Annotated in this window: 19 protein-coding genes; 11 read left to right on the plus strand and 8 right to left on the minus strand. The window is 67.1% G+C overall.

Annotated elements, in window-relative coordinates:
- Positions 1 to 23: 23 nt before the first annotated feature.
- Positions 24 to 1,136, minus strand: a complete 1,113-nt coding sequence (locus tag VHC04_RS05130) for a zinc-binding metallopeptidase family protein (RefSeq protein WP_325678686.1) — start codon at positions 1,134 to 1,136, stop codon at positions 24 to 26.
- 150 nt (positions 1,137 to 1,286) lie between these two features.
- Here VHC04_RS05130 and VHC04_RS05135 point away from each other — a divergent pair, with 150 nt between their 5' ends.
- The 3 genes from VHC04_RS05135 to VHC04_RS05145 all read left to right on the plus strand — a co-directional run bounded on the left by VHC04_RS05135 (position 1,287) and on the right by VHC04_RS05145 (position 6,764).
- Positions 1,287 to 1,937 (plus strand): DUF2760 domain-containing protein, encoded by a 651-nt coding sequence (locus VHC04_RS05135; RefSeq protein WP_325678688.1) that lies wholly within the window; start codon positions 1,287 to 1,289, stop codon positions 1,935 to 1,937.
- Between the two features lie 74 nt (positions 1,938 to 2,011).
- The gene (locus VHC04_RS05140; RefSeq protein ID WP_325678690.1) at positions 2,012 to 3,841 is read left to right on the plus strand and encodes an Hsp70 family protein; all 1,830 of its coding nucleotides are present in this window, start codon (positions 2,012 to 2,014) and stop codon (positions 3,839 to 3,841) included.
- A gap of 142 nt (positions 3,842 to 3,983) precedes the next feature.
- On the plus strand, positions 3,984 to 6,764 hold the full coding sequence (locus VHC04_RS05145) for a hsp70 family protein (RefSeq protein ID WP_325678692.1): 2,781 nt from the start codon (positions 3,984 to 3,986) through the stop codon (positions 6,762 to 6,764).
- A gap of 130 nt (positions 6,765 to 6,894) precedes the next feature.
- Here VHC04_RS05145 and VHC04_RS05150 read toward each other — a convergent pair whose 3' ends face one another.
- Complete coding sequence (locus VHC04_RS05150) at positions 6,895 to 8,532, minus strand: Na/Pi cotransporter family protein (RefSeq protein ID WP_325678694.1); 1,638 nt, start codon at positions 8,530 to 8,532, stop codon at positions 6,895 to 6,897.
- A 56-nt stretch (positions 8,533 to 8,588) separates the two neighbouring features.
- On the minus strand, positions 8,589 to 9,491 hold the full coding sequence (locus tag VHC04_RS05155; protein ID WP_325678696.1) for an NAD(P)-dependent oxidoreductase: 903 nt from the start codon (positions 9,489 to 9,491) through the stop codon (positions 8,589 to 8,591).
- Positions 9,492 to 9,756: 265 nt separating this feature from the next.
- On the opposite strand from VHC04_RS05155, the gene VHC04_RS05160 reads away from it, so the two are divergent.
- On the plus strand, positions 9,757 to 11,481 hold the full coding sequence (locus VHC04_RS05160) for a transglycosylase domain-containing protein (protein ID WP_325678698.1): 1,725 nt from the start codon (positions 9,757 to 9,759) through the stop codon (positions 11,479 to 11,481).
- A 317-nt stretch (positions 11,482 to 11,798) separates the two neighbouring features.
- A complete protein-coding gene (locus VHC04_RS05165; protein ID WP_325678700.1) occupies positions 11,799 to 12,035 on the plus strand; it encodes a hypothetical protein in 237 nt (78 codons plus the stop codon).
- A 143-nt stretch (positions 12,036 to 12,178) separates the two neighbouring features.
- Here VHC04_RS05165 and VHC04_RS05170 read toward each other — a convergent pair whose 3' ends face one another.
- A complete protein-coding gene (locus tag VHC04_RS05170; protein ID WP_325678702.1) occupies positions 12,179 to 13,300 on the minus strand; it encodes an acyl-CoA dehydrogenase family protein in 1,122 nt (373 codons plus the stop codon).
- Positions 13,301 to 13,306: 6 nt separating this feature from the next.
- Entirely contained in the window at positions 13,307 to 14,497 is a 1,191-nt protein-coding gene (locus VHC04_RS05175; protein ID WP_325678704.1) for an acyl-CoA dehydrogenase family protein, read from the minus strand.
- Positions 14,498 to 14,928: 431 nt separating this feature from the next.
- On the opposite strand from VHC04_RS05175, the gene VHC04_RS05180 reads away from it, so the two are divergent.
- Entirely contained in the window at positions 14,929 to 15,897 is a 969-nt protein-coding gene (locus VHC04_RS05180) for a 2-hydroxyacid dehydrogenase (protein ID WP_325678706.1), read from the plus strand.
- Here the strand turns inward: VHC04_RS05180 and VHC04_RS05185 are convergent.
- Positions 15,875 to 16,825, minus strand: a complete 951-nt coding sequence (locus VHC04_RS05185; protein WP_325678708.1) for a DMT family transporter — start codon at positions 16,823 to 16,825, stop codon at positions 15,875 to 15,877. The two genes, VHC04_RS05180 and VHC04_RS05185, sit on opposite strands and share 23 nt — an antisense overlap.
- Positions 16,826 to 16,898: 73 nt before the next feature.
- On the opposite strand from VHC04_RS05185, the gene VHC04_RS05190 reads away from it, so the two are divergent.
- Complete coding sequence (locus tag VHC04_RS05190) at positions 16,899 to 18,200, plus strand: UdgX family uracil-DNA binding protein (protein ID WP_325678710.1); 1,302 nt, start codon at positions 16,899 to 16,901, stop codon at positions 18,198 to 18,200.
- A 124-nt stretch (positions 18,201 to 18,324) separates the two neighbouring features.
- Here VHC04_RS05190 and VHC04_RS05195 read toward each other — a convergent pair whose 3' ends face one another.
- Both VHC04_RS05195 and VHC04_RS05200 read right to left on the minus strand, forming a co-directional pair.
- Positions 18,325 to 18,708 carry a VOC family protein gene (locus VHC04_RS05195; protein ID WP_325678712.1) on the minus strand — a complete coding sequence of 128 codons (384 nt, stop codon included), beginning with the start codon at positions 18,706 to 18,708 and terminating at the stop codon, positions 18,325 to 18,327.
- Positions 18,709 to 18,838: 130 nt separating this feature from the next.
- On the minus strand, positions 18,839 to 19,417 hold the full coding sequence (locus VHC04_RS05200) for a hypothetical protein (RefSeq protein WP_325678714.1): 579 nt from the start codon (positions 19,415 to 19,417) through the stop codon (positions 18,839 to 18,841).
- 998 nt (positions 19,418 to 20,415) lie between these two features.
- Here VHC04_RS05200 and VHC04_RS05205 point away from each other — a divergent pair.
- The 4 genes from VHC04_RS05205 (at position 20,416) to copC (ending at position 22,732) form a co-directional block, all read left to right on the plus strand.
- On the plus strand, positions 20,416 to 20,796 hold the full coding sequence (locus VHC04_RS05205) for a DUF2946 family protein (RefSeq protein ID WP_325678716.1): 381 nt from the start codon (positions 20,416 to 20,418) through the stop codon (positions 20,794 to 20,796).
- 67 nt (positions 20,797 to 20,863) lie between these two features.
- The gene (locus VHC04_RS05210) at positions 20,864 to 21,865 is read left to right on the plus strand and encodes a hypothetical protein (protein ID WP_325678718.1); all 1,002 of its coding nucleotides are present in this window, start codon (positions 20,864 to 20,866) and stop codon (positions 21,863 to 21,865) included.
- The gene (locus VHC04_RS05215; RefSeq protein WP_325678720.1) at positions 21,862 to 22,371 is read left to right on the plus strand and encodes a copper chaperone PCu(A)C; all 510 of its coding nucleotides are present in this window, start codon (positions 21,862 to 21,864) and stop codon (positions 22,369 to 22,371) included. The genes VHC04_RS05210 and VHC04_RS05215 overlap by 4 nt, the downstream gene beginning before the upstream one ends.
- Positions 22,352 to 22,732: a copper homeostasis periplasmic binding protein CopC gene (copC, locus tag VHC04_RS05220; protein ID WP_325678722.1), complete on the plus strand. Its 381-nt coding sequence runs from the start codon at positions 22,352 to 22,354 to the stop codon at positions 22,730 to 22,732. Before VHC04_RS05215 ends, copC begins: the two co-directional genes overlap by 20 nt.
- Positions 22,733 to 22,734: the final 2 nt, after the last annotated feature.

Raw genomic sequence — 22,734 nt, forward strand, 5'->3', positions numbered from 1 at the left:
CGAATCGTGCCGATTACGTCCGCCTATGCCGGCGCGGCCGATGCCGTTTCCGCCACCTGTCCGCGCGGTGCGTGCACCACCCGGTGAACGAAGCCGAGTTTCTCGATCACCGGCGGAGACAGGACAAAAGGATAGAGGTCCCCCTGCCCCATCGTGCGCCCAAGGCTGTTCATGGCGAAGCATAACGGCAACCACGGCGTCACCAGGTCCTCCACGCGCGCGGCCCGATAGGGATCGGCCACCACCTCGGCCGTCAGGCCCGGGTCGTCCGCCACCACCGGATCGACACGCAGTCCAAAGGATTGCGCCATCTCCAGCGTGTCCACCATGTGCAGGTAGTGCGCCCAGGTTTCCGCGAAATCCTCCCAGGGATGGGCGGCCGCGTAGGAGCTGACGAAACTGCCCTGCCAGCCGGCCGGCGGCCCTTCGGCATAATGCCGCTGCAACGCCTCACCGTAGTCCTGCCGTTCGTCACCGAACAGGGAGCGGAATTCGTCCAGCCGGTTTTCGTCGCGGACCAGCAGGTCCCAGTAATGGTGCCCGACCTCGTGACGGAAGTGGCCGAGCAAGGTGCGATAGGGCTCGCCCATGGACACCCGGCGGCTCTCTCGCTCCGCATCGTCGGCCTCGGCCAACGCGATCGTGATCAATCCGTTGTCGTGGCCGGTCATGACCCTCGGTCCCTGCTCGACCGGCGGCGGGTCCGCCAGGAAATCGAATGCCAGGCCATGCTCCGCGTCTTCCATGCGTGTCTGCATTGGCAGATCGAGGCGCAGCAGGGAATAGATCAGCCGGTGCTTGGCCCCCTCCAGCCTGCCCCAGGCCCTGACATTGTCGGGGTTGTCCAAAGGCGGGATGGTCTGGTTGTGACGGCATGCCAGGCATAGCTGGTCGGCCGAGCCGGCCGGAATGACCCAGTTGCAGACACCGTGCTGCATATTGTCGCAAAAGCGGACGGCCTCGAAGGTGGCGGCCTCAGAGGGCTGGCCAAGCGGCCGCCACACGTCACCGTCCGGAGCCAGGGCGTTCAACACGCCAATCTGCGGGATGTAGCCCAGCCGGCTGCCGCAACGCTCGCATTGCGTGTTCTCGAAGTACAGCATCTGACCGCATTTCTGGCACCGGTACAGCTTCATGACCCATCTCTTTCGGTTCGGCCGGCACGGATGCGACTGCGGTGCGGCCCGCCTCCGACCCTCCTGGAGTCCGGCGGGCGCTTGCGGCCTGGCCGGGAGTCGTATAACCCGCCGGGCGCCGATGCCTGCAAGGAAGCTCCGGTCACAATTATGAAAGCGGTATCGCTCGTCGCCCTGTTGCTCGTCGTCGCCATCAGCGCGCTGGCTATGCTGCTGGCGCTTCACGTCATGGCGCTCCCCGCAGGTCTGCAGCCGGTTGCCGGTCCGTTGCAGCTCAGCGCCGCCGCCCTGGGCCTGGCCATCATCGCCCTGGTCGCGGTGGCCGCGCTGCAGCGTGGGCCGACCTCCGTTCAGGCGCCGGTGGCCGAGGCCGTGCGGCCGGCGCCGCCGGAGCCAGCCACGGCGACGAAGCAGGCGGACGCCGAGATCGTTGCCTTTCTGGGCCTGCTGCAGGCCAAGGGCCGGCTGGTGGATTTCCTGATGGACAACATCAACGCCTACAACGATGCCCAGGTCGGGGCCGCGGCCCGTGTCGTCCATGCCGGCTGCCGAGCGGTTCTGGACGAGCATTTCCAGATCGTGCCGATCCGCACCGAGAAAGAGCAATCGCGGATCGAGGTGCCGACCGGTTATGCCGCCGACGAATACCGCCTGCTGGGCAAGCTCACCGGTCAGCCGCCCTTCACGGGCGCCCTTGTGCATCACGGCTGGCGGACCGATGTGGTCAAGCTGCCGGCGATCCTGCGCGGACCAGCGGACCGCCTGCCAGCGATCGCACCAGCGGAAGTCGAGCTCAAATAGCCGGCACCGGGAACAAGCCACCCCGGCCCTGGTTCGCCAGCCGCGCCGGGGCCGCCCAACCAGGATTCTGACCCATGACCGCCCGTTTCAGTCTCGGCATCGACCTCGGCACCAGCAACAGTGCCATCGCGGTGTCGGACCTCGACAGCGACCAGACACGGGTCATCGATGTCGCGCAGATTGTCGGCGTCAACCAGATCGGCACACGGCAGACGCTGGCCTCGGCGCTGTATCTGCCGCATCCGGATGAGTTCCCCGGCGGGCTGGCAACGCCGTGGGCGGACCCGGGCGAGGCCGGCTTTGTCGGGCAGTTTGCCCGCGACCATGGCGCCCTGGTGCCGGACCGGCTGGTCACGTCGGCGAAATCCTGGCTGTCCCATCCGCACATCGACGCCCGCCAGCCTCTCCTGCCCTGGGGGTCGGAGATCGAGACGAAGCTGTCGCCGTTCGACTGCTCCCGCCGCTATCTGACGCATCTGAGGCAGGCCTTTCTGCAGGCGGAACGCGACCAGGGTCGCGAGCGTGACCTGGCGGATGGACAGATCGTGCTGACCGTTCCCGCATCCTTCGACGAGGTGGCCCGCAGCCTGACCGCCGAGGCCGCGCGCGCCGCCGGCCTGGGCGACGTCGTTCTGTTGGAGGAGCCGCAGGCCGCCTTCTATGCCTGGACGGCACAGACCGGCCGCGCCTGGCACGACCTCGTGTCGCCGGGCGATATCATCCTGGTCTGCGATATCGGCGGGGGCACCGCGGATTTCAGCCTGATCGCCGTCACCGACCGGCAGGGCACGCTGGAGCTGGAGCGCATCAGCGTCGGCGAGCACATCTTGCTGGGCGGCGACAACATGGACCTCGCCCTGGCGTACACGGTGCAGTCGAGGCTGGAGGACGCGGGCAAGCCGCTCGACTCCTGGCAGTTCCTGTCACTCGTCCATGCCGCCAGCCGTGCCAAGATCACGCTGTTCGAGGACGCGAGCCTCTCGTCCGCCCCCATTGCGATCCCTTCGCGCGGATCGTCGCTGTTCGCTTCCACGATCGCCACAGAGCTGGATCGGGCGACATTGGATCAGGTGGTGCTGGACGGGTTCCTGGCGCGCACCGGGCTGGAGGACCTGCCGCAGGAAGGCCGCCGAGGCGGTCTGCAGGAGTTCGGCCTGCCCTATGCGTCGGATCCGGTCATCAGCAAGCACCTCGCCCGCTTCCTGACCCGCAGCCTGCAGAACGTGCGGGCCAGCGAGGCATTGTCCGCCCTCGTCGGCGACCGCGCCAACGGCGCGGCATTGATGCCGACCGCCGTGTTGTTCAATGGCGGCGTGTTCAAGGCCGAACCGGTGCGTGCCCGTGTGCTCGACCTGCTGGCGAGCTGGAACAGCGGCCAGCCGATCCGCGAATTGCTGGGCGCCGAACCGGACCTCGCCGTCGCCCGCGGCGCCGCCATCTATGGACGCCACCGCGCCACCGGCACCGGCATGCGCATCAAGGCCGGCGCGGCCCGGTCCTATTATGTCGGCCTGGAAAGTGCCGGCCTGGCGGTGCCTGGCATGAAACCCAAGGTGAAGGCGCTGTGCGTCGTGCCGCAAGGCATGCAGGAAGGGTCGGAACTGCTGATCGAGGGGCGTGACTTTGGCCTCGTCACCGGCCGCCCGGCGGAGTTCCGCTTCTTTTCCTCCGCCATCCGCAGCGGTGATACGCCCGGCCTGATCCTGCCGGACGCTGAGCGCGAACTGGAGGAAACCAGCCTGCTGGAGATCGAAATCCCCGCCCTGGATGACATGCCGGCTGGCCAGGTGGTGCCGGTCCGCATCGACGCGGCGGTCACCGAACTGGGCGTGTTGGAGCTGTGGATGAAGCACGTGAACTCCGACCGGCGGTGGAAGATCGAGTTCCAGGTGCGCACCGAGTGATGGCTCCGCCAGCCACCGCGGCAGGGATGGCGCCCGCCATGGAGCCCGCCGCCATGGAGGCCGCCATGAAGAACCCCCTCGGTTGCGGATCGGCTGCTTCGCGGGGCCTCCCGGTAGCGGCCGGGACCGGCGATCGCTGACCATGGCCGCGCCCCGTTTCTCCATCGGCATCGACCTGGGCACGACCAACTCGGCGTTATCCTACGTGGCCTTGGACGGCGATGCGCTGCCCACCGTCCTGCCGGTCCCGCAATGGGAGAGCCTGGCCGGACTGGCCGAGGCGTCCACGCTTCCATCCTTCCTCTATTTGCCGGAGGACGCGGTCGCCGCGCAGTTGCAAGGCCGCGCCCAGGGGACGGGAGACTGGATCGTCGGCCGCTTCGCGCGGGCAAAGGTGGGGGAAACGCCGGACCGCGTGGTTCATTCGGCGAAATCCTGGCTGATCCACCACGCTGCCGATCGCCTATCGCCGTTTCTGCCCTGGGGCTCCTCGGAGCTGTCACGCGACCGGAAGATCTCGCCGGTGCGAGCCTCGGCCCTCATCCTGAATTACCTGCGGGGCGCCTGGAACGACAGGTTCGCGGCCGCAGGCGCGCCCTTCAACGAGCAGCTGATAACCGTCACCGTCCCAGCCTCCTTCGACGCCGCCGCCCAGCGGCTGACGCTGACAGCCGCCGAGGAAGCCGGATTTCCCGACGGCGTCCGCCTGCTGGAGGAGCCGCAGGCCGCCTTCTACTGCTGGCTGCAGCATCATGACCCGGCCCGGGACGTGTGGCCTGAGCCGGCCGCCATGCAGCCGCGCCACGTCCTGGTGGTGGATATCGGCGGCGGCACGTCCGACTTCAGCCTGTTCGAGCTGCGGCGCGCTTCGGGCTTCCCGATACCGGCGATCAGCCGGATCGCGGTCAGCGACCACATCCTGCTGGGTGGCGACAATATCGACCTCGCGCTGGCCCATTTCGTGGAACGGCAGTTCACCGGCGGCGCCACCGGCCAGTTATCCGGTGGAGAGTGGGACCAGCTCGTCGCCGCCTGCCGCACTCTCAAGGAACGGGCGCTCGCCACGCCTGGCGGGCCGGAAGAAGCCTTCCCGGTGGCGATCGCGGGACGGGGCGCCGGCCTGCTGGCTGCCGCCCGGACCGCGACGGTGACCCGTGCGGACATCGAGCGGGTGCTGCTGGCGGGTTTCTTTCCCGATTGCGATCGGTCCGCCCGTCCGTCGCAGCTTCAGGGAGGGTTGCGCGAATGGGGACTGCCCTACGCCAGTGACACCGCCGTCACCCGCCATCTGGCGGATTTCCTGCGTGACCGCCCACGCGTCGACGCCGTGCTGTTCAATGGCGGATCGGTCACGCCCGCGTCGCTGCGGCAGCGGATCACCGCGCAGATCGGGCTCTGGCAGGATGGTGCAGTGCCGCTGGAACTCGCCAATGCCGAACCGGCCCTCGCGGTCGCCCACGGCGCCGCACGGTTCGGCGCGCTGCTGCATCGCCACACCGCCCATATCGCCGCCGGCGCGGCCCGCGCGATCTTCCTTGATGTGCAGGTCCGGCCGGGAGAGACGGCCCTGGTCTGCGTGCTGCCCCGCGGCGCGGCGCCCGAAGCCGCCTTCGAGATCAGCGTGCCGGACCTGTCCGTTCGCATCGACCAGCCAGTGCGATTCCGCGCCTTCTCCTCGGCACGGCACGGGCGGGCAAAGGCGGGGGACCTGCTGGACTGGCGGGAAGGCGATTTTCATCCCCTGCCACCATTGCAGACCGTGGTGCGGACCGAAGGGGGGAACCGCCGGAAGGACACCGGCAGCATCCCGGTGCGGCTGACCGCGAAGATCAATGCGCTGGGCCTCCTGCAGGTCTCCTGTGAGAGCACCGACAAGAGCACCGGGCCGGCACATCCGCGGTCCTGGCCGCTGGAGTTCAACCTCCGCGCGGTGGAGCAGGCGAATCCCGCTGCCTCGGCCCCGCCTGTCGAACCCAACACCGACGCCGAGGCATTGAACGCCGCCAAGGCTCGCCTTACCGCGATTTTCTCCCGCCCCGCGGGCGCGACCAAATTGGCCGCGGGTCCGATCCTGCAGCAGATCGAGCGCCTGACCGGCCAGCCGCGCGCCGGATGGAATGCCCCGACGCTTCGCGCCTTGTGGCCATCACTCGCGGCGCAATCCGACGGCCGCAAACGCTCCGTCGAGCATGAGGAGGCCTGGCTGTCCCTCGCCGGCTTCCTGCTGCGCCCCGGCTTCGGGGTCATCGGCGACGAACTGCGCATGGACAGCCTGTGGCGCGTTCAGCAGGAGGGGGCCGCGCATCCCGGCAAACGCATCCGGACGCAGGAATACCTGATGTGGCGGCGCGTGGCCGGCGGCCTGTCCGCCGACCGCCAGTCGGCGCTGCTGGCCGGAGAAATGGACAGGCTGCGTGGTGGCAAGGCGCCGGATGAGTTGGTGCGGCTGGTCGGTGCGCTGGAGTTCCTGCCGCTCGAGGCCAAGACGGAACTGGCCGAGGCGTTCATCACGGTCGCCAGTACGCTGCTGGCCGAGAAGCGCCAGTGCGCCCCCTATTTCAACGCGCTCGGCCGGCTGCTCAGCCGTGCACCGCTGCGGGCCGGCCCCGAGACCGTGCTGCCCGCCGGCCTGGTCGAGCGCGCGTTTGACGCCTTCGACAACTATGACTGGTCCGAGGCAGCATTCTCGGAACTGCAACCCATGTTCCTGCGTGCCGCGCGCGTCACCGGTGACCGCACGCTGGATGTGCCGGCGAAGGTGCGGACCGCCATTGCCGCCAAGCTGGAAAAGGCCGGCGTGCCGGAGCGGAGGACGGGCCGCATCCGCGGCTTCGTGGCAATCGACAGGACGGAACGTGCCAGCCTGTATGACGAGTCCCTGCCGGCCGGCCTCGTGCTGGGCGGCGACGCCAGCGGCGCGTGACAGAATCGAGCCCGGTCAGGGAGCCCCGACCGGCGAGCACCAGTCGCGGCGAGTCCCGGTCGGCAATCTGAGGCGGCAAGCCCCGGTCGGCGCACCGGGCCGGTATCCGCCCGGGTGCGGTCACTCCCGCCTATCGGACCCGGCTCGGCAGCAATTCTCCCTTGCTCTCCAGCACCGGATAGGCTGCCGCGGCCACCAGGTGACCATTGACCTGCTTGAGGTCCCGCAGCGTATCCAGATGGAGCGCACCGGCATCGACCCTTCCTTCACGGAGCGCCTCCACATGCGCCGCGGTGGCATCGGCCTCGATCGCGCGAAAGGCCTCCTTTTCCGCCACCAGCAATCGAGCCGCCCGGTCATCGCCGGTGACCAGCAGGGAGGCGGCGGCGCGCAGATTGGCGATCAGCCGGTCCATGATCGCCATCAGTATTTCGGTTTCCTCGGCGGTGAAGCCGACGCCGCGCTTCACCCGCTTGTTCATCAGGCTGAGCAGGCTGCGATCCACCACGTCGCCCGCCTGCTCCAGGTTGGTGGAGAAGGCCAGGATGTCCACCACGCGGCGGTGGTCATCCGCGCTCATGGCTTCGGTGGGCAAGGAGGTAATATAGGCCTTGATGGCCGTGTTCAGCTTGTCCAGGACATCGTCCTGCCCCTTCAGGGCCCCTAGCTGGCGGCGATCCGGGCGCTGGATCACGTCGCGCAGGCCCTGCAGCATGGCCTCCAGGGCATCGGCCATGCGCAGCGCTTCCCGCGTCGCGGCGCCCAGCGCCACCATTGGCACCTCGGTCGCCGCCGCGTCCAGATAGGCGGGACGGCTCGGATCGGCCGGATCGATGCGCGCCGGCAGCAGCCGGCGGAGCAGTGCGGCGAACGGCGTCAGCAAGGGGAAGAAGACCAGAGCCAGCACGATGTTGAAGCCGGTATGGAAATCGGCGACCACCCGGGCATTGTCGGGATCCACCCTGACCAGCCAGGACGCCAGCGGCTGCAGCACCGCAAGGATCGCCGCGACCCCGATCACGCGGTTCAGCAGGTTGCCCACGGGCAAGCGGCGGGCCGCCGGGTCATCGCCCGCTCCACCCTCCAGAACCGGGTTGATCGCGGTTCCCAGATTCGCGCCAAGCACCAGCGCGAAGGCGGCGATCGGCGGCACCACGCCCTTGGCCGAGAACGACATCACCAGCAGCACGACAGCCACCGAGGAATGTGCCGCCCAGGTCAGGCCGGCGCCGAGGATCACGTCCAGAAGCGGCTGCGAGGACACCGCGCCCAGCAGTATCCGCAGGCTGGGCACGTCCTCATACGGGTCGAGCAGGAAGATGAACTGCCGGAGCGCCATCAGCATCAGGCCGAGACCGATCAGCACGCGGCCAAAGTCGCGCGGCCCGGCCGACGCACGGCGGAACATCAGCACGCCGATCAGGATCAGCGCCGGCGCCACTTCGGCGACGTTGAACGACAACACCTGCACGATCAGGGTTGTGCCGACATTCGCGCCCAGCATGACCGCCAGCGCGGGCACGAGGTCTACCAGGCCGCCGGCGGCGAATCCGGTCACCATCAACCCCGTGGCGGTGCTGCTTTGCAGGATCGCCGTCACGCCCATGCCGGCCAGAAAGGCCTGGAACCGGTTGCGCAGCGCCACCGCGAGGACACCGCGCAGCCGCGCCCCCAGGGCGCGCTGAACGCCCGTCTGCACCATGTGCACGCCCCACAGCAGCAGGGCGATCGAACCCGCCAGGTTCACCAGAGTGATGGACAGTTCCATCCGCGTCTCCCGCACAAGGTCATGGACCTGGGCGAACTTCGCCGCCGCCGCAAAGCCTAAAGCCCGCAGGCGATGTCCAATGCCATCCGAATCAGCTTGTCACTTGCCTCCGGGGTGCGGAAGGCGCTGTGCGCGGACAGCGTTACGTTCGGCAGCGTGGCCAACACGTGCCCTGATGGCAATGGCTCGGTCTCGAAGACGTCCAGCGCGGCATGGCGCAGCCTGCCACCGCGCAGAGCCTCCACCATCGCCGCCTCATCGACGAGCGCACCGCGCGCGGTATTCACCAGGATCGCCCCCGGCCGCAGCCTGGCAAGCCGCTCGGCGCCGAGAAAGCCGCGGGTTTCGTCATTCAGCAGCAGGTGGACGGACAGAACCTGACTTTCCGCCAGCAAGGTGTCGAGATCGACAAACGTGACGTTGCGTGCGGTCTTCGGTGAGCGGTTCCAGGCCAGCACGCGCATCCCCGATCCGGTGGCGATTCGCGCAACCTCGGCCGCGATGCCACCGAAACCCAGCAGGCCCAGCGTCTTGCCGGTCAGCTCCATTCCCTCGGTGCGCAGCCAGTTGCCCTGGCGCATGCCACGGTCCATCGCCGCGATGCCGCGCGCGGCCGCCCACATTAGGGCGATGGTATGCTCCGCCACCGCGGTATCGCCATACCCCTTGATGATGTGGACCTTGATGCCGGCCGCGGCCAGTTCCTCGGGGTTCATGTAGCTGCGCGCGCCGGTGCCCAGGAAAATGACGTGCTTCAGGTCCCGGCACTGCCGCATCATGGCGGTGGGCAGCTGGGTATGATCGTCCAGAATGAAATCATACCCGGCGCACATGGCCGGCAGCGCGTCGGCGGGAATCTCCCCACGCTCCTGCACCGTCACCGGCGGATCGGTCGGACGGGAAACGCGATGGAAGACCGAGGCCAGATCGTCCACGGCATCCAGAAACAAGCCCTTCATCGGATCCCTCCTGCAGCAGATCGGCCACAACTCTGCGCAACGTTGGCTTCAACCACAAGCGGGACCTGCCTGCGGCAAGGGGGATTCTGCTAGTGTTGCCAGACACATGGCGCCCCCCACCACCTCGATTTCGCGGGCGCGCGCGCCGGCGGCCGGCTCTGCGCCCCGCCCCGGTGGGGCGCCGCCCCCGCAGCCACGCGCGCTGTCCGGCCGCGCCAGGGAGGCACAGCGGGCACGCCCGGTACGGTCGTGGCGATGGCGGACGATGCTCTGGCTGCTCCGCTGGGGCTTCATCGGCACCGTCTGGGGCAGTTTGGCGGCGGTTATCCTGGTGCTGTGGTTCGCGCGCGACCTGCCGCGGCCCGAGGACGCCACCGATCCGGCCCGCCGCCCCAGCCTGGTGCTGCAGGACCGCAACGGCCGAACCATCGCCAACTATGGCGACCTGGTCGGCGAGCCACTGCGCCTGAACGAGCTGCCGCCCGCGCTTCCCGCCGCCATCGTCGCCGTGGAGGACCGGCGCTTCTGGCATCATCCCGGCATCGACCCGATCGGCCTGGCGCGTGCCGCCTGGGTGAACCTGACCTCGGGCCGGGTGGTCCAGGGCGGCTCCACGCTGACGCAGCAGGTGGCCAAGACGCTGTTCCTGAGCAATGCACGCACCGTCCGCCGCAAGGTGCAGGAGCTGCTGCTGACGCTGTGGCTGGAGGAACACTTCACCAAGAGGGAGATTCTCGAAATCTACCTGAACCGCGTCTATCTCGGTGCCGGAGCCTGGGGCGTGGATGCCGGTGCCCGCACCTATTTCGGCGTGTCCGCGCGGAAAGTCACCGTGGCGCAAGCAGCGGTTCTGGCCGGCCTGCCGCGCGCGCCGTCGCGCTTCAACCCGCGCAGCAACCCGGCCGCCGCCGCCGCCAGGGCCAGGGAGGTGCTGGCTGCCATGGTGGAGGCCGGCGCGATCACCGCCGCCCAGGCGCAGGAGGCCGCGGCGCAGATTGCGTTCCCGCCGAGCCCGGTCGCACCCGGCTGGTTCGCGGATTGGGTGGCGGAGCGGTCCCAGGCCCTGGTTGAGCCGGGACACGACGCGGTGCTGCGCACCACGTTGGACAGCCGGTATCAGACCGTCGTGGAAAAGCGCCTCTCCGCCCTGCTGGCCGGTCCCGCGGCGGCGGCCGGCGTCACCCAAGGGGCGGCAGTGATTCTGGACGCCGGCACGGGTGCGGTCCGGGCGATGGTGGGCGGCAGGGATTATCGCGACAGCCCGTTCAACCGCGCGGTGCTGGCACGGCGGCAACCGGGGTCCGCGTTCAAGCCTTTCGTCTGGCTGGCGGCCCTGCAGAAGGGCCTGACCCCGGATGACACCGTCCTGGATTCCCCCCTGCGCATCGGCACCTGGAGCCCGGTCAACTTCGAACGCCGCTACCTGGGTGAGATCACCCTGGAGGAGGCCCTGGCGCAATCCATCAATACGGCCGCGGTTCGTCTGTTGATCAAGGCAGGCGGTCCCAAGGCGGTCGCCAGCGTCGCCGCGCGCATGGGCATCGCCGACCGTCTGCCGAACGATGCCTCCCTGGCGTTGGGTACCGGCGAGGTCGGGTTGCTGGAGCTGACCGCCGCTTATGCGCCGTTCTTCAATGGCGGCGACCGCATCGTGCCGCACGGGCTGGAGCAGACACCGCACGGGCGGGTCCAGGTCATGACGCCGGAGGAAGCCGCCATGATGCAGCGGATGCTGACAGCCGTTGTCACGCGCGGCACCGGGCGCTCCGCCTTCATCGCCGGCCGCGATATCGCCGGCAAGACCGGTACTACGCAGGATTCCCGGGATGCCTGGTTCATCGGCCACCTGGCGGCGAAGGGCGCGGGAAGCGGCAACGGATTGCTGATCGGAGTCTGGCTTGGCAATGACGACAACGCGCCGACCCGCAACGTGCAGGGCGGCACACTGCCCGCCCGGCTCTTTCATGACATCGCGCTCGGTCTTGATTAGGCCGGCAATCGCCAGGCGGAAAAGATCACCAGCCTGTCAGCAGCACCGATTTGCAACCTGAGATTGCGCATTGTAACCGAGCGGTAACCGCGCGCCATCAATGCACTTCAAGTACCGGTCAAGAAAAGCCGGGCCGCTGCGTCGGAATATTTTACACCTGGTTTCGCAGCTCGATTCATCGAGTTTCCCAAACCCTTGTCCCATCTTAACTTTAGGTTGTGGCATGGCTCGTGCATGGTCCAATCTGAAGTCACACAGATGTGATTCCAAAAACGGCTGCCACGTCCCTTGAGACTCGCTCTCATCCGGACCGGCGTATGGATGAGAGGCTTTCGGTGCAACAAACCCCGCACCCAGGGGGACGGTTGATGGCGTGGAGAAGGCGCGTTGCCGATGTCGCAATACCCCCACTGGTCGCATTCGCGAGCGTCGTTCTGACGCAGACGCTGCCCGAACCGGTGCTGATGTTCTTCAGTGCGTGGCTGCTGCTCTCGGTACCGGTTGGCATTCTGATCGGTCACTGCATCCTTAACGGGGATGATCCGCCACTCTGATCCCAGAGCGCGGCGCCTCCGGACACCGTTTCGGCGTGAGCGTCGTGCCGGCCGGACCGACGCAAGCGGGACCACGGAAAGATCGCGGGAGCCGGCCGCTTTGCGCAGACCGGCTCCTGGCCCGGCTCAGTATCCCATGAGCATCAATATCCCATGAGCCGCGCATAGCGGTCCTGGTGGAAACCGGTGTCTCCGAAGGTCGCGATAGCAGCCCGAGCGCGCTTGGTGAAAAACCCGATCTCATGTTCATCCGTCATGCCGATGCCGCCATGCATCTGCACGCCTTCATTGCCGCACCGAAAGAATGTCTGGTTGGCCTTCGCCTTGGCCAGGCTGACCAGCGCCGCGGCATCATTGCCGCCCTGATCCAGCGCCGCCGTGGCGGCCATGACGGCGGAGCGTGTCACCTCCACCTCGCAGAACATCTGGGCGGCGCGGTGTTTCAAGGCCTGGAAGCTGCCGATGGCGACCCCGAACTGCTTGCGGTCCTTGAGGTACTGCACCGTCCGCTCGAACGCCTCGCTGGCGCTGCCCAGCATCTCGGCGGCCAGCCCCGCCCTGGCAAAGTCCAGCGCCGCTTCCAGGATGGCGGCACCGCCGCCGACCGGTCCCAGGACGGAGTCGGCCTCGATCCGGACCCCGTCGAAAGCGACGTTGGCGGCGTTACGGCTATCGACCAGCGTCAGCCGCGCGCGGGTGACGCCGGGCGTGCCGCCGGGTACCAGGAACAGCGTGGTCCCATTCCCCGTATTACCCGCGACGATCAGCGTATCCGCGACATGGCCGTCCAGCACGAACGTCTTCCGGCCGGTCAGCCGGTAGCCGGTGCCGTCCGTCTCGGCCTTCAGCGCGATGCGGTCGGGCGCGTGGCGGCTGCCTTCCTCCAGCGCCAGAGCCAGAATGTGCTCCCCGGCCACCAGCGCGGGCAGGATGGCCGCCTTCTGATCCTCGGTCCCCGCCGCGGCGACCAGGGATGCGCCCAGCAACGCGGTGGACAGGAGCGGCGAGGCGGTCAGCGTGCGTCCGGCCGCCTCCATCACCTGGGCCAGTCCGGCGATGCCGAAAGCGGATCCGCCGTATTCCTCGGGCACCAGGAAGCCGGTCCAGCCCAGCTCCGCCATCTGTCGCCACAGCGCGCGGGAGAATCCGTCCGGATCCTGCGTGTCCCGCAGCCGCCGCAATTCGGTGATCGGACTGCGCTCGTTGAAGAAGCCCAGCGCAGTCTCCCGCACCATGCGGGCTTCTTCGGTCAGGATGATGCTCATGCTTGCTCAGTCCGGCAGGCCAAGCACGCGCTTGGCAATGATGTTCAACTGCACCTCGGAGGTACCGCCCTCGATCGTGTTCGCCTTGGCGCGCAGCCATTCCCGGGTCAGCCGGATCTCGTCATCGGTGAACCCCTCGCCTTCCCAGCCCAGGCCCTGGAACCCCTCGGCATCCAGAATGGTTTCGTAGCGGCGCTTGTTCAGTTCCGTTGCGTAATACTTGAACATGGCCGACAGCGGTCCCGGCGGCTGCCCGGCTTCGGCTTCCTCGGCGGCGCGGCGGCGGGTGAGCTGGAACGCCTGATAGTCCATGTTGTAGCCGGCCACCTTGGCACGCAGCGCCGGATCGGCGATGCGGCCGCCGACTTCTCCCACATAGTGCTTGGCGCGGTCCTCGACCGGCGTCTCGAACTTCGCCGCCTGGCGGGCGCCGATGCCGCCTATGCCCTTGCGTTCATGTTCCAGCAGGCGCTTGGCGATGGTCCAGCCCTTGTTCAGCTCGCCCACAAGGTTGGCGGCGGGTACGCGCACATTCTCGATGAACGTCTCGCAGAACACCGAAGCGCCGCTGATCAGCCGGATCGGCCGCGGGCGCACCCCGGGATCGCTCATGTCGATCAGCAGAAAGCTGATGCCGTCATGCTTCTTCACCGTGGGATCGGTACGCACCAGGCAGAAGATCCAGTCGGAATGATGCGCGTTGGACGTCCAGATCTTGTGGCCGTTGACCAGGAAGTGGTCACCTTGCAGCACGGCGCGGGTGCGCAGGCTGGCGAGGTCGGATCCAGCTTCCGGTTCAGAGTAGCCCTGGCACCAGCGGATCTCGCCCTTGATGATCGGTGGCAGGTGGGTCATGCGCTGTTCCTCGGTGCCGTATTCCAGCAGCACCGGTCCCAGCATCGACAACCCCATGCCGCGCAATGGCGGCCGACAGCCGAGATCCTGCATCTCCTCATCGAGGATGAGGGCCTGCTCATTGGAGAGTCCGCCGCCGCCGTATTTCTTCGGCCAGGTCGGCGCGGTCCAGCCTTTCCCGGCCATGCGGTCGAGCCAGACCTTCTGCTCCGGGCGCTTCCAGACGGCTTTCCTGCCGCCGGCGACCTGCTCATCCTCCGGCATCCAGGTGCGCATCGCCGGGGGACAGTTCGCCTCCAGCCAGGCGCGTGTCTCCGCGCGGAACGCGGCGAGATCGCTCATGAATCGGGTTCCTGTCGTTGCCTCACGTCAACGGCAGGCAACCATCATCCGGCGCGTTCGGCAACCGGGATCAACCGCGCCGGTTCAATGAGCCGTTGCGGCCGCGGCAGGGTGCCTTGCGCGATCACATGCAGGAGAGCGGGACATGCAGGAGAGCGGGACGTGCTGGAGAGTGAACTTGCAGGAGGGTGGCATCGTTTCCTGCTCGGAACACCATTTCCGGAACACATACCCTTTCTTCCGGCCACGCAACCGGAGCCGCATGCCCGGCTCATCTCCGATTTCTGCGCATCTTCCTGAAAACCGATCTGCCCGTCATTCGGGCGGAGACAGCCCGGCGGTCATGATGGAACCGCGGGTCGATGCGCGATTTGGGCGGATGACCATGCTGGTCTAGGCTGGGCCGCCGTTCGTCAAGGGGAAACACACCGATGGCTCGGATCATCATCGCCGACAATCCACTGAACGAGCTCGATATCGCGCGGGAATTGCTGCCACCCGACCTCGACGCGGTCATCGCTCGCCATGGCACCCCCGAGTTCCGGACGGCGCTGCAAGATGCGGTCTGCCTCGTGGGTTTCGGCGACGGCACCATGGATGACGCCTTCTACAAGGCTGCCCCGAAGCTGAAGCTCGTGCAGCTTCTGTCCGCCGGCTACGACCGTTGCGACATCGAGGCCGCGCGGCGCGCCGGCGTGCCGATCTGCAATAACGGCGGCGCCAACTCCACCGCCGTGGCGGAACATGCGATGCTGCTGATGCTGGCGGTCTGCCGCCGCCTTGTCTGGCAGCATGCCAGCGTCGCCGCCGGGCGCTGGCGCGGGAACGCCGTGCAGGACGTCAAGCTGTTCGAGCTGAGAGGCCGCACCCTGGGCATCGTCGGCCTGGGGGCAATCGGCAAGAAGGTCGCCCGCATGGCGCAGGCTTTCGGCATGACCGTGCAATACTACGACATCATCCGCCTGAGCGAGGAACGCGCCGACGATCTGAACGTACGCTTCGCGCTTCTGAATGAGCTGCTGAAGACCTCCGATATCGTTTCGCTTCACGTGCCGCTGAGCCCCGACACGAAACATATGATCGGGACATCCCAGTTGGCGATGATGAAGCCCTCCGCCTACCTGATCAACACGTGCCGGGGGCCGGTGGTGGATGAGAAAGCGCTGATCGCAGCGCTCATCAACGGCACGATCGCCGGCGCCGGGCTGGACGTGTTCGACCAGGAACCGCCACCGGCCGACAACCCGCTGTTCACCTTGCCGAACGTCACGCTGTCGGCACATTTCGCCGGCCCCACCTGGGACAACCAGTACTCGCGCTTCCGCAATGCGTTCGATAACTGTCAGCGCGTCATCCGCGGCGAAAAGCCGCTGTGGATCATTCCGGAGCTGCAGGGATAGCGCCGGAGCCGCGCGACGGTGCCGCCGCCACGCCGGCCGGGCGGCGCAACCTGACCGATGCCAGCAGGATGCCGCCCGCGATCAGCACGATGCCGATCAGGTGATAGAAGCGGAACGCCTCATGCAGGAACACCACCGCCAGGATGGAGCCGAACAACGGCATCAGATGCATCGACTGGCCGGCCGGTCCGCCACCGATCAGCTCGATGCCGCGGTTGAAGCACAGATAGGCGATGAAGGACGGCATCAGCGCCATGTAGGCGACACTGAGCCAGGTGGCGGCGTGAGCATGGAACGCGGCACCGCCGGCCAGCTCGCCCAGCATGAACGGCAGGATCATCAGGCTGCCCAGGCCCATGCAGGCGACCAGGAAACTCAACGGATGCACAGCAGGCCGCCGGCGCAGGATCACGCAGTAGACCGCGTAGATTGCCAGCGCCACCAGCACCCACACGTCGCCCGGGTTCAAGGTCAGCGTGGCCAGGGTCGCCAGCGATCCATGCGCCGCGATCGCCGCCACACCCGCCAGCGACAGCAGCACGCCGCCGACCTGGCGCGGCGTCGGCACGTCCCTGAACAGCAGAAACGCCCAGACGATGATGATCAGCGGGGTAGCCGACTGCAGCAACAGCACGTTCAGCGCCGTTGTTTCGGTCAAGCCGATATACGACATCGTGTTATAGGACGCGATGCCGGTCGCTGCCAGCAACAGCATGATCTTCCAATGGCGCAGCATCACCGGCAGATCGCGCCGCAGCGACGGGACGGCGAAGCCGATCGCCACCAGGAACGCACCGGTCCAGCGCAACCAGGCCAGCGTAATCGGGGGCACCTCTCCCGCGATGCCGCGAGCCAGCACGATATTGCCGGCCCAGAACAGGTTCGCCGCGGCCAGCAGCAGCCACGCGGAGTTCCACACTTTGCGCATGGCGGGGTCTTACCATGCACACCAACGTGCGCTCCCCTTGGAAATGCAAGGCGGATCGCCTTTTCTTGCAGGGATGCACAAGATCGCCCTGAACTCGGAAAGCGACTGGTCCGGCTGGCGCCAGGCCGCGCGGCAGCTCGCTTTGGCCGGTATCGAGCCGGCCGAGGTCAGATGGACCGTCGGCGGAAAGGGAGATGCCCTGCCGGACGCCTCCGGCGGCTTCCATCTGTCTCGCTCGCTGGTGGAGCTGATGGCCGTAGCCTTCCAGGTTCGGCAGCCGGACCGGTTCGGATTGCTCTACAGCCTGGTCTGGCGCGTTCAAGCCGGCGAGACCCCGCCGCCGGATGACCCGGACCTGGCGCTGGCCCGCCGGTGGGCGCTGTCGGTACGGGCTGATGCCCACCGCATGCGCACCAATACGCGCTTCCTTCGGATACAGGAGGCGGCCGGCGCGTGCCGTTATCTAGGCTGGTTCGCGCCGCGGCATTTCGTGTTGCCGGCCAATGCGCAACTGGTCGCCAGGCGGTTCCCCGATCTGACCTGGTCCATCATCACACCGGACGGCAGCGCTCATTGGGATCGGGCCAGCCTGCGGTTCGGCGCCGGCCTGCGGCACACCGCCGACGACGAGACGCTGCTGGCCTGGTGGGAGGCGCACCAGGCGGCCATCCTGGACGACGCCACTGAAGGCACGTCCATTCCGGCCGCCGAGGCGGTCGATGAGTCGCCGCGCCCGCCCGATCTGGCACCGGTCGGTCCGGTGGTCGTACCATCAGAGCTTGACCCGTCGCTTGCCCAGCCGGCGCGTGACATCTGGGCTTGCCGCCGCTGTCACCTCTACGAGCCGGCGACGCAGCCGGTCTTCGGCGAGGGTCCCGACGGCGCTGCGGTGATGTTCGTGGGCGAGCAGCCGGGCGATCAAGAGGATGTGATCGGCCGCCCCTTTGTCGGGCCAGCCGGCCAGCTGATGGACCGCGCAATGGAGGAGGCCGGGATCGACCGGCGGCTGGTCTACATCACCAACGCGGTGAAGCACTTCAAGTTCACCCGCCGCGGCAAGCGGCGTATCCACCAGACGCCAGAAACGCCGGAAATCAAGGCTTGCAGCTTCTGGCTGGACATCGAGCGCGCGCAGGTCCGGCCCCGGCTGCTGGTGGCGATGGGCGGCAGCGCGGCACGCGCGGTGCTGGGCCGGCCTGTCTCGATCACCCGGGAGCGCGGCCGTGCGCTGACGCTGGAGGACGGGCAGGCGGTCTTCGTGACCGTTCATCCGTCCTATCTGCTGCGCATACCGGACGCGGCCGGCAAGGCGGCAGCCTACCGGGAATTCGTCACCGACCTGATCGCCATCCGAGCGATGATGTCGGCCGGTTAGGGCGCGATCGCCTGAAGCCGTGGTTGGAAGGCGTGCATCGCGCTCCTGAATCAAAGGGTTGATGAAGCATGACAGGGCCGGCCTGCCCTTGCCATGCTTTGGCGGGCACGTGGGGCGGGGCGGCCTATCCGCGCTGGATCAGCTCGATCGACACATTCTCGGGCGCGGTCAGAAACGCGATCGTCACGCCGGGACGGATGGTGGTCGGCTCCATGCTGAAAGCCACGCCCTTCGCCTTCAGGTCTCGTACCGCGGCCTGGATGTCGTCCACCGTCATGCCGAAATGATCCAGGCCCAGATATGGAGATTGCGGCGCCCCGGCCGCCTTGCCGGGCTCCGCCTTGGCCAGGAAGACCTTTTGTCCGCTCAGGTTCAGGTCGATCCGCGTCCCGCCATCGGCCTGCTTCGTGCGGATGACCTCGGCTCCCAGCTTGTCCTGATACCAGTTGGCGGTGGCCTCGGGATCAGGTGAGCGCAGATGGATGTGTTCCCACGTGTAAGTCGGCATGGTGTCCCCCTGGTCGATTTCTATCGCGCATCCCGCGCCATGACGCGGTCTGGCCGCATCTGCCCGATCCGCATGGAGGCGCGGTCACGACTGGCCACGGCGCCTGGGCGACCGGGTTGCGGCATGGCATTCAAACGCGGGGGGCGCCGTCCTCGCAAGAGGCGCGGCGGCGACGGAGCGCGGCCAGTGCGGCGACCGCGCTGCCCAGCACGGTCAGGCTGGCCGGTTCCGGCAGATCCTGCACCCGCAAGGGATGTGTGGGAACCTCGGTTCGCGGCGGGCCGGACGGACCGTGAGGCGCATGCGGAACCACGTAGGGCCGCAACACCGCCTCGGGCGTCGGTTCCGGCTTGGGTTGCTCAACCGGAAAGAACAGGACGACCGATCCGGTCGGGCTCGGAGCGGAGGCATCGTGTGCGGCCGGATCCGTTGCCGGGGTTCCGATGCCGACATCCGATCCGTTTTCGGAAACGCTCCGCCCGCCCCCGGGCCAACCGCCAAAGTCCGCGGTGAGCCCGATCGGCACGCCAGAGGCTAAGGCCGGCGCCGGCAGGGTCGTATTGGTCGGAACGATCGGCGGGTTGATCACTGTCGGCGCCAACAGCATGCCCAGCATCGCGCCCACCTTGGCCCCGGCCTGGCACGCGCTGTCGGCCGCCGGCGGCAGGACGTGCGCGACGTGCCCGAGACGCGCGGGAAGATGCGCCACATGCCGGACCGCATGACGCCATGCCCGACCGGGGGCATGGTGGATCGCATGGGCGGCCCGATGCACCCACGGGACGGCTGGTGTCGCCTTCGGGGCGGCAGATCCAAGATTGACAAAAGGAGCACACGGGTTGGGCATGGATCGAAGGCTTTTCTACTACCTCGGGTCGTCAGCGGCCCTTCGGATAATATGTTCCGGACATGTTCGCCATTTCAATGAAACCGAAGCCAGGCATAGCAGAGTTCTGCTCACCGCATAGTTTTGACTATGACGTTATCTTCGAATTACATCTCATCGTATTTATACCGCAATAGCATGCAAAGCGGCACGCGTGAGTCGTCGATAGCACAGACATTTGTCTGTCATTTCTCATCCCTATCGCCACGGAGTGACTCTGAGGAGAAGCAGCGCCCGGCTTGGCGCGTGATCAGACGACCTTGGATATTGGTTCTACGATCGCAATCACATCTGTCCCGGCTACGGCGGTGACGTGCAGCGATCTGTTCGTTTCATATAGTACCCAATATCCCTTTCATCTTCCAAGACCTCCTCCTGCCGGACGTCCGCTTGCATTGCGCCCGAACCGAACGGTCCGGCCGGCATGCGCGGGCATCTACATCCGTCGAAGCAGACACAGGCCACTGCTGATCAGCCCCGATGTCCTCCAGCGATGGACGAAGCACGTGATACCGCCGACGCTCCCGCCGGCCGATCCGCCGATCGGCAGTCCGCGTTTCGCGTAAGGCGTGCGTCTATCATCCGATTTCGCCGCAAACAAGTAAAAATAATGATATTATATCTTATTTATAGTACTATTTAGCGCTTTTGCGACCGGATGGCCGCGTGATGAGGCTTTTCTGGCAGGCCGGTTACCACCGTAGCGTGTGGCGTTCCGGCGGCGGCACAACCCGTACGGCATCGTTGCGTCAGCGTAGCATCGGCCGTCGGCCAGGCGACGGTGGTTGAACAAACCGGCCGGCCCGGCTAGGTCAGGTCCCATGATCCGCACCTGGTCCCGGACCGCAGGGCTGCTGGCGGCGCTGTTCGCGCTGACCGTGCAGCTTGCCCTGGGCGCCGTGGTGCCGCGGATCGATCCGATCAAAGCCGCCTGGGATATCGGCTCCGCACCGATCTGCCATGGCGATGACGGCGGGTCGCCCTCCACACCGGATAGCCACCACCATCTGGCGGACTGCCTGGTGTGCCCGCTTTGCGCGGCCTTGCACGCACCGGCGCCGCCCTTGCCCGATGTCGCCACGCGCCTGCCGGCTCCGCCGCCCGAGCTGGCCTTACGGCCAGAGCTGCCTCCGCCGGCCACCGCGGGCCCGCTCCTCGGGTGGACTCCCAACCAGGCCAGGGCACCACCCGTCTTCTCCTGAACCCCGCCTCCGCCCGCCATGGCTGGCGCCGTGACGGGCCGTTTTGCGTCCGATTCAGGAGAGTTTCATGCGTCCCCTTACCAGGTACCGCGTTCCCGGGCCGGGATTCCCCGCCCTGGGGATCCCCGCTTTGGAAATCCTCGTCCTGGGCATTCCCCTGCTCTGCGCACAGAGCCGGCCCGCCCAGGCCCACGGTTTCGCCGGAGACCATATGTTCATCAGCACCATGCTGATCGACGATCCGAACGTGGCCGATGAGGCTAGTCTGCCCACCTTCCAATTCCTGCCGAACCCGACCGATGACGGCGGCAGCACCAGCAACCTGTCGTTCGAGCTCGACAAGCGGATCACGGAGAATGTCGGCTTCGCGATCAGCAACGGCTACTCCTGGCTCACCCGGCCCGGCGACAAGACCGCGAATGGCTGGAACAACCTGTCCATCTCGCTGAAATACAAACCGTACGTGAACGCGGAACACGAGTTCATGATATCGGTCGGGGTGGAGCAGGAGATCGCGCGCACCGGCGCCACGGGCGCCAATGGCGCGCTTTTGGACAACGCCGATACCGGCATCACCACGCCCAGCCTGTATTTCGGGAAAGGCTTTGGCGACCTGCCGGTCGACGCGCTGAAGCCGCTGGCGCTGACCGGCCAGTTGTCCTACGGCATCGCCGATACGAAGCTGAAATATGACGCGGCCAGCGGCACTTATAACAACGGCAATCCCAACAGCTGGTCCGGCGGCCTGTCGCTGCAGTACAGCCTGCGCTACCTGTCCAGCCATGTGAGGGATTACGGCTTTCCCGAGTTCATCAACCGGCTGACACCGGTGGTGGAGATGACCTGGTCGTCATCGGCCAGCAAGCCGAACGATATGGCGACCACGTTCCTATGGGGCGTCGGGGTCAACTACACCGCCGATACCTACGCGGTGTCCGTCGAGGCGCTGATCCCCGGCAACCGCAATACCGGATCGCACGCCGGCGTCATCGCGCAATTCCACCTGTATTTCGACGACCTGTTCCCGCATTCCCTCGGTCGACCCATCATGGAGTGGTTCCGCACGTGAAACGCACCGCAATCCTGACCGCCGCCGGCCTGCTGGCCGCCATCGGCTTCACCGCGTCCGGCTTTGCCGACCAGGCATCCATGACGCTGGAAAACGCCTGGGCCCGACCCAGCATCGGCAACGCAACGAATAGCGCCGCTTACTTCACACTGACCGACAATGGCACGCCGGACCGGCTGGTGGGCGTCAGTACGCCGATCGGGAAAGCCTCGGTGCATGAAACAATCGACGACAACGGCGTGATGAAGATGCGCGGCGTCTCCGGCGTCGCGCTGGGACCGGGCAAGCCGGTGACTTTCAAGCCGGGCGGCTATCACGTGATGTTGATGGACCTGAAGGCGCCACTGAAGGCCGGCGACAGCTTCCCGCTCACTCTGACCTTCGAGCATGCCGCGCCGATCACCACCCAGGTCAAGGTCGAGGCTCGGACGATGCCGAGCGGCATGCAAGGCATGCAGGGGGGCATGCAGGAGATGGGGGGTATGCATGACCAGAAGCCCCATTAGCACCGTGCGCGCGGCGGTCTTCGCTGGCCTGTCCGGCCTGGCGGTCCTGCCCGCGGCCGCCTGGGCGCACGCGATGCTGCAACGCGCGTCTCCGGCGGTCGGCTCGACGGTGCGGGACGCGCCCGCCGCCTTGACCTTGACCTATTCCGAAGCGGTCGAACCCAGGTTCAGCACGGTGGCTGTCAAGGACCCGTCCGGCGCGCGTGTCGATCAGGGCAGGTTGGACACGCAACAGGACGGGCATGTCCTGGTAGCCCCTCTGAAGCCGCTGGCGCCCGGCGTCTACACGGTCGAGTGGCACGTCACGTCGGTCGATACCCACAAGACCTCGGGCCATTTCAGCTTCACGGTCGAACCATGATC

The sequence above is a fragment of the Rhodopila sp. genome (genome assembly GCF_035548095.1).
GTDB lineage: Bacteria > Pseudomonadota > Alphaproteobacteria > Acetobacterales > Acetobacteraceae > Rhodopila.

Coding starts and splice junctions, on each gene's coding strand:
- VHC04_RS05190 (WP_325678710.1), top strand. CDS start 16,899: ATGCACAAGATCGCCCTGAACTCGGAAAGCGACTGGTCCGGCTGGCGC.
- VHC04_RS05150 (WP_325678694.1), bottom strand. CDS start 8,532: ATGGAACTGTCCATCACTCTGGTGAACCTGGCGGGTTCGATCGCCCTG.
- VHC04_RS05140 (WP_325678690.1), top strand. CDS start 2,012: ATGACCGCCCGTTTCAGTCTCGGCATCGACCTCGGCACCAGCAACAGT.
- VHC04_RS05130 (WP_325678686.1), bottom strand. CDS start 1,136: ATGAAGCTGTACCGGTGCCAGAAATGCGGTCAGATGCTGTACTTCGAG.
- VHC04_RS05155 (WP_325678696.1), bottom strand. CDS start 9,491: ATGAAGGGCTTGTTTCTGGATGCCGTGGACGATCTGGCCTCGGTCTTC.
- VHC04_RS05160 (WP_325678698.1), top strand. CDS start 9,757: ATGCTCTGGCTGCTCCGCTGGGGCTTCATCGGCACCGTCTGGGGCAGT.
- VHC04_RS05205 (WP_325678716.1), top strand. CDS start 20,416: ATGATCCGCACCTGGTCCCGGACCGCAGGGCTGCTGGCGGCGCTGTTC.
- VHC04_RS05135 (WP_325678688.1), top strand. CDS start 1,287: ATGAAAGCGGTATCGCTCGTCGCCCTGTTGCTCGTCGTCGCCATCAGC.
- copC (WP_325678722.1), top strand. CDS start 22,352: ATGACCAGAAGCCCCATTAGCACCGTGCGCGCGGCGGTCTTCGCTGGC.
- VHC04_RS05170 (WP_325678702.1), bottom strand. CDS start 13,300: ATGAGCATCATCCTGACCGAAGAAGCCCGCATGGTGCGGGAGACTGCG.
- VHC04_RS05165 (WP_325678700.1), top strand. CDS start 11,799: ATGGATGAGAGGCTTTCGGTGCAACAAACCCCGCACCCAGGGGGACGG.
- VHC04_RS05210 (WP_325678718.1), top strand. CDS start 20,864: ATGCGTCCCCTTACCAGGTACCGCGTTCCCGGGCCGGGATTCCCCGCC.
- VHC04_RS05145 (WP_325678692.1), top strand. CDS start 3,984: ATGGCCGCGCCCCGTTTCTCCATCGGCATCGACCTGGGCACGACCAAC.
- VHC04_RS05180 (WP_325678706.1), top strand. CDS start 14,929: ATGGCTCGGATCATCATCGCCGACAATCCACTGAACGAGCTCGATATC.
- VHC04_RS05195 (WP_325678712.1), bottom strand. CDS start 18,708: ATGCCGACTTACACGTGGGAACACATCCATCTGCGCTCACCTGATCCC.
- VHC04_RS05185 (WP_325678708.1), bottom strand. CDS start 16,825: ATGCGCAAAGTGTGGAACTCCGCGTGGCTGCTGCTGGCCGCGGCGAAC.
- VHC04_RS05175 (WP_325678704.1), bottom strand. CDS start 14,497: ATGAGCGATCTCGCCGCGTTCCGCGCGGAGACACGCGCCTGGCTGGAG.